This is a genomic window from Actinomadura sp. 6K520 (genome assembly GCF_004349245.1).
Classification (GTDB): domain Bacteria; phylum Actinomycetota; class Actinomycetes; order Streptosporangiales; family Streptosporangiaceae; genus Spirillospora.
This window is the reverse complement of the sequence record NZ_SMLC01000208.1, coordinates 1-11103: the sequence shown is the minus strand read 5'-3', so window position 1 is coordinate 11103 and position 11103 is coordinate 1. Positions and strand designations below refer to the sequence as shown.

The 11103-nt window shown below is 73.1% G+C and carries 10 protein-coding genes; 7 read left to right on the top strand and 3 right to left on the bottom strand.

Annotated features, from left to right (window positions below; genetic code table 11):
- From E1289_RS32815 to thiI, 4 genes are all read left to right on the top strand, one after another.
- Positions 1 to 488: ATP-binding protein (locus E1289_RS32815; RefSeq protein ID WP_243713303.1), on the top strand; the 488-nt coding region annotated here is incomplete at its 5' end.
- A gap of 62 nt (positions 489 to 550) precedes the next feature.
- Entirely contained in the window at positions 551 to 1189 is a 639-nt protein-coding gene (locus E1289_RS32810) for a response regulator transcription factor (RefSeq protein ID WP_207929303.1), read from the top strand.
- A gap of 175 nt (positions 1190 to 1364) precedes the next feature.
- The gene (locus E1289_RS32805; RefSeq protein ID WP_131987231.1) at positions 1365 to 2390 is read left to right on the top strand and encodes a 6-phosphofructokinase; all 1026 of its coding nucleotides are present in this window, start codon (positions 1365 to 1367) and stop codon (positions 2388 to 2390) included.
- Between the two features lie 101 nt (positions 2391 to 2491).
- Positions 2492 to 3721 (top strand): tRNA uracil 4-sulfurtransferase ThiI, encoded by a 1230-nt coding sequence (thiI, locus tag E1289_RS32800; RefSeq protein ID WP_131987229.1) that lies wholly within the window; start codon positions 2492 to 2494, stop codon positions 3719 to 3721.
- A gap of 271 nt (positions 3722 to 3992) precedes the next feature.
- Here thiI and E1289_RS32795 read toward each other — a convergent pair whose 3' ends face one another.
- From E1289_RS32795 to aroF, 3 genes are all read right to left on the bottom strand, one after another.
- Complete coding sequence (locus tag E1289_RS32795) at positions 3993 to 4874, bottom strand: DUF5954 family protein (RefSeq protein WP_131987227.1); 882 nt, start codon at positions 4872 to 4874, stop codon at positions 3993 to 3995.
- A 53-nt stretch (positions 4875 to 4927) separates the two neighbouring features.
- A complete protein-coding gene (locus tag E1289_RS32790; protein ID WP_131987225.1) occupies positions 4928 to 5899 on the bottom strand; it encodes an EamA family transporter in 972 nt (323 codons plus the stop codon).
- Between the two features lie 202 nt (positions 5900 to 6101).
- Positions 6102 to 7148 (bottom strand): 3-deoxy-7-phosphoheptulonate synthase, encoded by a 1047-nt coding sequence (gene aroF, locus E1289_RS32785; RefSeq protein ID WP_131987223.1) that lies wholly within the window; start codon positions 7146 to 7148, stop codon positions 6102 to 6104.
- A 267-nt stretch (positions 7149 to 7415) separates the two neighbouring features.
- Between aroF and E1289_RS32780 the strand changes: the two genes are divergently transcribed.
- The 3 genes from E1289_RS32780 (at position 7416) to E1289_RS32770 (ending at position 10340) form a co-directional block, all read left to right on the top strand.
- Entirely contained in the window at positions 7416 to 8039 is a 624-nt protein-coding gene (locus tag E1289_RS32780; protein WP_131987221.1) for a sulfite oxidase-like oxidoreductase, read from the top strand.
- Between the two features lie 108 nt (positions 8040 to 8147).
- Positions 8148 to 9470 (top strand): histidine kinase, encoded by a 1323-nt coding sequence (locus E1289_RS32775; RefSeq protein ID WP_131987219.1) that lies wholly within the window; start codon positions 8148 to 8150, stop codon positions 9468 to 9470.
- Positions 9471 to 9545: 75 nt separating this feature from the next.
- A complete protein-coding gene (locus E1289_RS32770) occupies positions 9546 to 10340 on the top strand; it encodes a LytTR family DNA-binding domain-containing protein (RefSeq protein ID WP_131987217.1) in 795 nt (264 codons plus the stop codon).
- Positions 10341 to 11103 lie beyond the last annotated feature (763 nt).

Here is an 11103-nt window from a genome sequence, read left to right as displayed (position 1 = left end):
AGGCGGCGGAGCTGGGCCGGCTGGCGGGGGAGCAGGAGGCGGCGCTGCGCTCCCTCATCGGCACCCGCCCGTCCGCGCCCGCCGCCGCCTCGGACGCCGGGGCGGGGGTCGACCTCCGCCCGCTGCTGACCGGGCACGCGTCCCCGTCCGTCACGGTGTCGACGCCGGCGACGGAGGTGCGGCTGCCCGCGCACGCCGCCGGGGAGGTCGCGGCGGCGGTCGCGGCGGCGCTGGACAACGTCCGGCGGCACGGCGGCGCCGGCGCCCGCGCGTGGGTGCTGCTGGAGGACGGCCCCGCCGAGATCACCGTCAGCGTCCGCGACGACGGGCCGGGGATGCCCGCCGGGCGGCTGGACGAGGCCGCGGCGGCCGGCCGGCTCGGCGTCGCGCAGTCCATCCGCGGCCGCGTCGCCGACCTCGGCGGCGAGGTCACGATCTGCACGGCCGAGGGCGAGGGCACGGAGATCGAGCTGACCGTCCCCCGCTGAGCGGGCGGCGGGGCGGTATGTCGGCTTAGGGTGTGCCCGTGACTGACGTGCCCTTGAGGATCATGGTCGTGGACGACCACCCGATGTGGCGGGAGGCGGTCGCCCGCGACCTCGCCGAGGCCGGCCACGACGTGGTCGCGACCGCCGGCGAGGGGCGCGCCGCGGTCCGCGTCGCCGCCGCCGCGCGGCCGCAGGTGGCCGTGGTCGACCTCCAGCTCCCCGACATCAGCGGGGTCGAGGTGACCCGCCATCTGGCCGCCGCCGACCCGCCCGTGCGCGTCCTGGTGCTGTCGGCGAGCGGGGAGCAGCAGGACGTCCTGGAGGCGGTGAAGGCGGGCGCCACCGGCTACCTCCTCAAGTCCGCGGCGCGCGAGGAGTTCCTGGACGCCGTCCGGCGCACCGGCGAGGGCGACGCCGTGTTCACCCCCGGCCTCGCCGGGCTGGTGCTCGGCGAGTACCGCAGGCTCGCCACCGCCCCCTCCCGCGCGGACGACGACGCGCCGCGGCTGACCGAGCGCGAGACGGAGGTCCTGCGGCTCGTCGCGAAGGGGCTGACGTACAAGCAGATCGCGCAGCGGCTCGTCCTGTCCCACCGGACGGTGCAGAACCACGTGCAGAACACCCTCGGCAAGCTGCAGCTCCACAACCGCGTGGAACTCGTCCGCTACGCCATTGAGAAGGGCCTCGACCAGGAGGGTTAGCCGGCCTCCGCCGACCGTCGCCGACAACGTGCGAGCCGCACCCGCGAGGGGCTATGGTCTAGACCAATGGCGCCACGCCGGGGCGGTCGGTGAATGCGCCGGCCGGCGGTGACCGGGTGGCTAGTGTGGCCATGTGAATCGAGGGAGGAGCCCGGTGGCGGGAGAAGGAGACGGCATGCGCGTCGGAGTGCTGACCGGAGGCGGTGACTGCCCCGGCCTGAACGCGGTGATCCGCGCGGTCGTGCGCAAGGGCGTCCAGGTCTTCGGCTATGAGTTCGTGGGCTTCCGGGCCGGCTGGCGCGGGCCCCTCGAAGGCGACACCGTGGCCCTCGACGTCCAGGCGGTGCGCGGCATCCTGCCGCGCGGCGGGACGATCCTGGGCTCGTCCCGGACGAACCCGATCAAGGTCGAGGGCGGCGTCGAGCGGATCAAGGACAACCTGGCCGGCCTCGGCGTGGACGCGCTGATCGCCATCGGCGGCGAGGACACCCTGGGCGTCGCGAGCGAGCTGTACGCGAACGGCGTCAACGTCGTCGGCGTCCCGAAGACGATCGACAACGACCTCAACGCGACCGACTACACCTTCGGCTTCGACACCGCGGTGAACATCGGCATGGAGGCCGTCGACCGGCTGCACACCACCGCCGAGAGCCACCACCGCGCGCTGATCTGCGAGGTCATGGGCCGGCACGCGGGGTGGATCGCGCTGCACGTCGGGATGGCCGCCGGCGCCAACGTCATCCTCATCCCGGAGCGGCCGTTCGACATCGACAAGGTCGTCGGGTACGTCGAGTCCCGGTTCAAGACCCGGTACGCGCCGATCATCGTCGTCGCCGAGGGCGCCCACCCCGCCGAGGGGCAGATGGCGCTCCAGACGGGCGAGCGGGACGCGTTCGGGCACGTCCGGCTCGGCGGCATCGGCCAGGCCCTCGCCGACGAGATCGAGAAGCGGACCGGCAAGGAGGCCCGCGCCGCGGTGCTCGGGCACATCCAGCGCGGCGGCACCCCCACGGCGTTCGACCGCGTCCTCGCGACCCGCTTCGGCCTGCAGGCGATCGACGCCGTCCGCGACGGCGACTACGGCAAGATGGTCGCGCTGCAGGGCACCGACATCGTCCGGGTCGGGCTCGACGAGGCGACCAAGGAGCTGAAGACCGTCCCGCTGGAGCGCTACGCCGAGGCCGAGGTCTTCTTCGGCTGACCGGTTCTCCCGGCGGGAACAGTGATTCCGGGTCGCGGTGTTGGCTTCTCTGAGCAACACTAAGAGTCCCTTCAGACCCGTTCCCGCCGGGAGGATCCCCCATGACCACGCTCGACGCCGCACCGGCGGACGTCCGGGAGAAGCCGCCGGTCGACGGTGAGCCGTGCGTGCTGCTGAAACTGGGCGAGGTCGTCCTCAAGGGCAAGAACCGCGAGCAGTTCGAGCGGCGGCTCGCCGACAACGTCCGCACCGCCGTCCGCCCCATCGCCCGCGTCGACGTCATCCGGCGCCACGGCGTCTTCATCGTCCGCAAGCACGACGCCGACCTGGCGACGATGGAGCGCGTCGCGCAGCGGATCACCGACGTGATGGGCATCGTCTGGGCGCACCGCGCCTGGCGCGTCGGCAAGGACCTCGCCAGCGTCGAGCGCGCCGCGCTGGAGCTGATGGACGGGCGGACCGGCACGTTCGCCGTCCGGTCCCGCCGCCGCGACAAGCGGTTCCCGCTGACCTCCACCGAGCTCGACCGGCACATCGGCACCCTCGTCGCCGGCCGCTACGGGCAGCCCGTCCGGCTCAAGGACCCCGACCACACGCTGTCGATCGAGGTCGACCGCGACGAGGTGTTCGTGTACTCCGGCGGCCTGCCCGGCCAGGGCGGCCTGCCCGTCGGCATGAGCGGCCGCGCCCTGGTGCTCATGTCGGGCGGCATCGACTCGCCCGTCGCCGCGTACCGCATGATGCGCCGCGGCCTGCGCGTCGACTACCTGCACTTCTCCGGGATGCCGTTCACCGGCCCCGAGTCGATCTACAAGGCGTACGCGCTGGTCCGCGAGCTGGACAAGTTCCAGGGCGGGTCGCGGCTGTTCGTCGTCCCGTTCGGCAAGGCGCAGCAGCAGATCAAGTCGTCGGGCGCGGACCGCCTCGCGGTGATCGCCCAGCGCCGGCTGATGCTGCGCACCGGCCAGCTCCTCACCCGCCGGCTGCGCGGCACCGCCCTGATCACCGGCGACGCGCTCGGCCAGGTGTCCAGCCAGACCCTGACCAACATCACCGCGCTGGACGACGCCGTCGACCTGCCGATCCTGCGCCCCCTCGTCGGCATGGACAAGGTCGAGATCATGGACCAGGCCCGCCGCATCCGCACCCTGACGATCTCCGAGCTCCCCGACGAGGACTGCTGCACCCTCCTGGCCCCGCGCCGCGCCGAGACCAGGGCCAGGATCGCCGACCTCCGCCAACTCGAGAAGCGCCTGGACGCCGGAGAACTGGCCGACCAACTGGCCGACTCAGCCCAAGAACACCGCCCCACCTACGGCGACCCGACCTGACCCACACCATCCGTGACGGCTCCACTGGGCCTAGGCCAACATCCCCCCTTGGAGACAACCTCACCCGTGGTACGTGACGAGGGTCCCAGGGGGTCTCCCCTTTGGGCCGCCGACCTAAGTGATCACTTCACGGGTCGTGCGGCCGTAGCGAGTGCAGCGAGCGAAGGTCGCACGACCCGCCGCACGGCGAGCCGTTTCACGAGACGCGGAGCGGATCGGGAAACGGCTCGCCGTGCGTAACGGGGGTTCCAGGGGGTCGCCCCCCTGGGTGCTACCGCGCATCGAAGTCGGTCGGGCGTGGGGGTTCGGGGCCTATCGGGCTCATCAGCGTGATGCGTTCCACGCGGACGATGCGGAAGCGGCGCCCGGCGACGGCGATGCCGTTGCGGCGGGTGCCGTCCTCCATGAGGTCGGCCGCCTCGGTGAACTGGGCGAGGTCCGCGTCGTCGGGGTTCTCCACGGCGGGTACCACGTGCCGGAAGTAGGTGACCAGGGAGTCGCGGGCCTGGCGCGGGGTGTCGTGGAGCCGCCCGACCGGGCGCCAGCGCCGTTCGCTGCGCTCGGCGACGGTGAACGCGGGTGCCAGCGCGACGGGGGTGAGGAACGCACCGGACGGCTCGCTGCCTTCCGCCGCGGCCGCGTCGAGGACCTGGCACAGCAGTTCGGCGGTCGCGAGGTCGGAGGCGGGGCCGTCCTCGGGGAGGAGTTCGAAGCGGCGGCGGGGATCGGTGTCCAGGTCGGTGGGGCGGGGCGGTTCGGGCCCGTCGGGACCGGTGCGGACGAGCTGCTGGATGCGGACGATCCGCAGCCGCCGGCCGCACGCGGTCACCTCGTCGGCGGAGCCTTCCTGCAGGGTGCGCGCGGCGGCGTGCAGTTCTCGCGCCTGGGCGGTGTCCGCGGTCGCGGCGAGGTCGGCGAGGTGGCCGGCGAGGAGTTCGCGGGCGCCCTGCGGCAGCGGGTCGCACGGGCAGACGACCCGCCACCCGCCCGTGACCTGCTCGGCCGCGGTGAACAGTGCGCCGACGGCCACGAGCTCCGGGTAGGCGGACAGGGCGCGGCACGCGTCCGCCAGCAGCACCGCGGCGACCGGGTCGACGCCGTCGAGGTCCTTCGGGAACAGCCGCCCCGCGGCGTCACCATCGCCCGTTGTCATGCCGGACATCATCCTCGCCGCGCCCGCCGCGGCCAATGGTCCAGACCAATTTGTTACCGCGCTGTGCGTGTTCTCTGCCCCCGCAGTGATCCCCGCGCGGGTGCGACGAGGACGACGAGGCTCGCCGCCAGCAGCGCGAGACCGGCCGCCGCGAACCCGCCGAGTTCCTCGTCCAGCAGGACGGTCCCGAGCACGGCGGCGACGGCCGGTTCCGCGAGCGTCAGCGTCGTCGCCGTCGTGGCGGGTGTGGCGCGAAGGCCCCGGGCGAACAGCAGGTAGCCGGCACCGGTGGTGACCACGCCGAGGTAGAGCGCGATCAGCGCGCCGGAGCCGGTGAGCAGCCACCCCGCGGGTACGGCGAGCAGCACCGGCGCCAGCGGCACGGCCGCCGCGCCGAACAGCGCGCCGGCGACCGCCCGGTCGTCCTCGCCGCGGGTGATGAGCACGGACGCCGCCGTCGCGTAGCCCGCGTACGCCAGCCCGGCGAGCAGCGCCAGTGCGATACCGGCCGGTTCCACACCCGCGCCCTGCGCGTCGTCGGCGAGCCCGCCGCCGATGAGGAGGGTGCAGCCCGTGACGGCGCCCGCGGTGGCCAGCGCCCAGCGCCCGGTGAGGACGGTCCGCCGGGCCGCCAGCCCGATCAGGCCGGTGAACACGGGCGCGCTGCCGATCGTGACGATCGTGCCTACGGCCACGCCCGTGCGGCCCGCGGCGACGAAGAACGCGGTCTGGTACACGGCGATCGCGGCGGCCCCCAGGCCGAGCAGCGGCAGGTTGCGGCGGTCGGCGACCAGGCGGCGCAGCCCCGCGCGGCGCGTCGCCGCGGCGAGGGCGAGCAGCGTCAGCCCGCCGATGAGGATGCGGATCGCGGCGACCGAGAAGGGGGAGGAGCCGTCCGCGAAGGCCTGGACGGTCCCGGTCGTCCCCCACAGGGACGCCGCCACGAGGATGCCGGCGCCCCCGGCGCGGGCGCGGGCCGGCGAGTCGGTTCCGGACGCACGCCGGACGAACGTTCGCTGTGACACGGGGAGATGCTCCTGAGCTCGAATCGGGAAGGGAGGAATCCGGATTCGGGACGCAGGAACGCACGGCCCCGGCACGCGCGGTGCCGGGCCGTGTCAGGACTTGGTAGCGGTGCGGTCGCCGCGCCCCGTCAGGAGCGCGGCGGTCCGCAGTCGGGGGCCCAGTACGCCATGGCCCCGACGATACCCGTTCAGGTGGACACGTTCAGGCGGGAACGGTGTCGGTGTCGGCGGCCCGGGTGAGCGACCGCCCGACGATGGGGGGCAGGTCGCGGACGAGCTTGGCGAGTTCGCGCAGGTCGCCGTCCACGAGGGCCTGCGGGCCGTCGCACAGCGCGGTCTCCGGGTGCGGGTGCACGTCGATGATCACGCCGTCGGCGCCCGCCGCGATCGCCGCGCGGGTCAGCGGCAGGACGAGGTCGCGGCTGCCGCCCGAGTGCGACGGGTCCACGATGACCGGCAGGTGGGAGAGGCGCTGCGCCACCGGCACCGCGGAGATGTCGAGGGTGTTGCGGGTGGCCTTCTCGAACGTGCGGATGCCGCGCTCGCACAGCACGATGTCGAGGTTGCCGCGCTGGGCGACGTACTCGGCGGCCATCAGCCACTCCTCGATCGTCCCGTTCATGCCGCGCTTGAGCATCACGGGCTTGCCGGACTCGCCCGCGGCCTGCAGCAGGGAGAAGTTCTGCGCGTTGCGGGTGCCGATCTGCAGCATGTCCGCGTAGGAGGCGACGAGGTCGACGTCGCCGGCGTCCACGACCTCGGTCACGATCGGCATGCCGGTCTCGTCCCGCACGTCCGCGAGGATGCGCAGGCCGGCCTCGCCGAGGCCCTGGAACGCGTACGGGGAGGTCCGCGGCTTGAACGCGCCGCCGCGCAGCAGCGTCGCGCCCGCGGCCTGCGCCATCTGCGCGGCGCCGAGGGTCTGCTCGGGGGTCTCTACCGCGCACGGCCCGGCGATCAGCGTCATGGTGCCGGGGCCGACCGGCACCCCGCCGACCCGGACGATCGAGCGTTCGGCGTGGTTCTCGCGGCTGACCAGCTTGTAGGGCGCCGAGATGCGGATGACGTCGCTGACGCCCCGCATGCCGCGCAGGTTCAGCGAGCCGAACTGCTGAACGTCGCCGACGAGCCCGACGATGGTCCGCTCCACGCCGCGGCTGACGAAGGCGTCACCCCCCGCCGTCTCGACAAGTGAGACGACGGCGTTGACGTCCGCTTCGTTGGCCTCCGGGGCCATGACGACGACCATTGGTGTGCTGCCTCTCCGTTACGCCCGGGATCCCGGTGACCCGCGGCCGACCCCGCAAACGGCGAGAAGCCCCGGACCGACCGGCCCGGGGCTTCTCGTCTCGTGGTCTGTCAGCGCAACGTCCGGCAGACCAGCCGCCCGGGCTGGTCGAACCAAAAGAAATAGACGACGTTGCGCACGTGCTCAGGTTAGCCGACTTTCCCGGTGCCGTGCGCGCGCGACCCCGAATATGGCTCAGCTCACCCCGGATGGCAGGATGGCGGCGTCATGTCCCACCCCGAACAGTCCGCGCCGCCGCCCCGCGATCTGCCGCCCGGCCAGTACATCCCCCGGGGCTGGCCCGTCCTCCACTACGGCCCCGTGCCGAAGTTCCGTCCCAAGGACTGGGATTTCCGGGTCTTCGGCGCGACCGAGTCGGGGGAGCAGCACCGCTGGACCTGGGACGAGTTCGAGGCGCTGCCGAGGAGCCGCGCCGTCGCCGACTTCCACTGCGTCACCAAGTTCACCATCCCGGACAACGAGTGGGAGGGCGTCCCCGGCTCGACCATCGTGGAACTGGCGCCGCCCGCGCCGGACGTCACGCACGTGATGGTCTGGGCGGAGTACGGCTACAGCGCGAACGTCCGGATGGGCGACTTCCTCGCCGAGACGACGATGTTCGCGACCCATCGGGACGGGGAGCGGCTCACGCCCGACCACGGCTTCCCCGTCCGGATCGTGGTCCCGCACCTGTACGCGTGGAAGAGCGTCAAGTGGGTCCGGGGTGTGGAGTATCTGGTGAGGGACCGCCGCGGCTTCTGGGAGGAGCGCGGCTACCACAATGTGGCCGACCCGTGGCGGGAGCAGCGGTACTCCTACCAGGAGGACGAGGGCGAGGCCCCGCCGCTGTGAGACGGGCCGGTCGGTAGCGCCGGCCCGGTGGCCGTGTCCGGACTTCCGGGCTTCGTAAATGGACAACATCCGGACCCGCGCGGGTGGCAGGCATTACCGTAAGTTGTCATGTTCCTACCCTCCGTCGCGGATGCGGTGATGTGCGCCGTGGCCGTCGGCGCCGCCGCGGGATCCTGGGCGCTGCGCCGCCGGCTGGCCGCCCTCCGCCACGCCCCCGCCGACACGGCCGAGAAGGCGGCGTTCGCGGCACTGCACGGGGCCGTGCGCGCGTCGTCGCCGCTGCGCGCCGGGCTGACCGAGGAGGCCGCGCGCAAGGCCGTCCGGAGGGTCGGGCCGCTGCTGGGCGCGGAGGCCGTCGCGCTGGTCGGGGTGCTGCCGCCGGAGGACGGCGGCGGCTTCGGTGCAGGCGACGGCGACCGCGCGGAGGCCGGCGAGGCGCCGCGGCTGCTGGTGTGGGACGGGGAGGGCCATGACCGCCACGCGGCGGACGCCGTGCGGCACGCCCTCCCGGTGCTCGCCTCGGGACGGCCCAGGGTGCTGGCCCCGGAGTCGGTCGGCTGCGACGACCCGCTCTGCGGCGTGCAGGCGGCGCTGGTCGCCCCCCTCTCCGTCGAGGGACGCGTCGCGGGCACCCTCGCGGCGTACTGGCGGCACCCGTCCGCGGCACGGGTCCGCGCCGCCGGGGACGCCGCCCGGCTCCTCGCCGGCCAGCTGGAGCTGGCCGGACTCGACACCGCGCGCATCCGCCTGGCCGAGGCCGAGATGCGGGCCCTGCGCGCGCAGATCTCTCCCCATTTCGTCTACAACTCCCTTACCACGATCACCTCGTTCGTCCGGACCGATCCCGAGCGCGCCCGCGAACTCCTGCTGGACTTCGCCGACTTCGCCCGCTACTCCTTCCGCAACCCGCGCGACTTCACCACGCTCGCCGACGAGCTGCGCTCCATCGACCGGTACCTGCTGCTGGAACGGGCCAGATTCGGGGACCGGCTGAAGTGCCGGGTCGAGATCGCGCCGGAGGTGCTGCCGGTCGCGCTGCCGTTCCTGGCGCTGCAGCCGCTGGTCGAGAACGCCGTCCGGCACGGCATGGCGGGGACCGGGGCCGGGCGGGCATGCCACATCTCGATCATCGCGCGCGACTCCGGCGCCGAGGCGGCGATCAGCGTCGAGGACGACGGCGTCGGCATGGACCCCGAACGCCTGGCGGAGATCCTTTCCGCGCCCGTGGGCCGGCCCGGCCCGACCGGCTGGGGCAGCGTGGCGCCGCGCCCCCGGCGGGAAGGGGCGGGGATCGGGCTCGCCAACGTCGACGAGCGGATGCGCCAGTTCTACGGGGAGGAGTACGGGCTGACCATCGAGACCGCCCTCGGCGCCGGGACGAAGGTCAACCTACGCGTACCGAAATACCGGCCGGGGCTGTTTTCGGACTGACCGAAGCCCATGCGACGCGGCACTCACTTTGTGGAATCGATTGCGGACAGACGGTAATCGCGGCAAAGTCGCCTCATGCTCCACGTCCTGGCCGTCGATGACGAACGCCCCGCCCTGGAGGAGCTGGCCTATCTGCTCCGCAGGGATCAGCGGATCGGCCGGGTCAGCTGCGCGGGCGACGCCTCGTCCGCGCTGCGCGACCTGAGCCGGATGCTCGTCGAGGGCGAGCGTCTCGACGCCGTTTTCCTCGACATACGCATGCCCGGTCTCGACGGGCTCGACTTCACCCGCCTGCTGACCGGCTTCGCCGCACCCCCGCACGTCGTCTTCGTGACCGCCCACGACGACTGCGCCGTCACCGCCTACGAGCTCGGCGCCCTCGACTACCTGCTGAAGCCCGTGCGTCCCGAGCGGCTCGCCGAGTCGGTCCGCCGGGTCGCCGCGGCCGCCGGGCGGGCCGCCCCGCCCGACGGGGAGGCTCGCGACCCCGAGGACGAGATGATCCCCGTCGAGCTCGGCGGCCGCACCCGGCTCGTGTCCCGCCGGTCGGTCACCCATGTCGAGGCGCAGGGCGACTACGTGCGGCTGCACACCGCCGACGGCGGCTACCTCGTCCGGATGCCGCTGTCGGCGCTGACCAAGCGGTGGGAGGCGGCCGGGTTCATCCGGATCCACCGCAGCACGCTCGTCGCGTCCGCGCACGTCACCGAGCTGCGCTTCGACGGCGGGCGCGCGGCCGTCCAGATCGGGGACGAGCTGCTGCAGGTCAGCCGCCGCCACACCCGCGAGGTGCGGGACCGGCTCGTCCGGAAGTTCCACCGGCCGGAGGGGGACGCCGCCCCCGCCGAGGACGGACCCGACGAGCGGTGACGGCCCCGCCGTCGCCGCCCGAACGGCACCGCGTCAGGCACCGTAAATCATCGACGCCCGCTCACCACACGCTGTGGACCGTTCCCATTCGCCGCTCGTCCCGCCCACCCCACCGCTCGTCGCGTGAACACGCTACGTATATCTTCGACTACATACCGTTTACCGAGAACCGCGTTTCACGGGTGCCGCTCCGTGGCATCACACCCCTAGTGTTCTCAGTGGCACCACACGCCACACCGCCGCGGAGGGCGGGCGGACCAGCACACCGCGAACCTCCCACACGTACAAACCAGGAGATCCGGCAAACGCCGGATCACGCCGCTGGATCCCGTACCGGGGGGGTGGGATCCGGCGGCCTGCGGCTCGGGCGTCGCTGAACAGTCGGGGGGTTGTTCAGCGACGCCCGAGCTCTGTGTTTATTGCATTTCCCTTGGCGTCAGGCGCTAGGGCGCCTTCCTTCAACGGGAAATGCGTGCGATCGCTGCATCGCTCCGGCTCGCCTAGCGGCTCGCTGCGCGATCAGGTTTCTCGCGGGCTCGAAACCTGCCTTCGGACGCGATCGCGACGGCCAGGGTCGTTGCGGGGTTGCGGTGGTGGCTGGTGTCGTCGCGGGTGTGATTCTGCGTTGCCGGAGTCAGGCGCTGGAGCGCCTTCCTTCGGCGGGATACTGCGTCCGATCGCTTGCCCAGTGCTCGCTTCGCGGGTGGGGGTGCGCGTCGCTGCTTTGGGTGGGGTTACGGGGTGGCTCTTAGGGTTTTCAGGG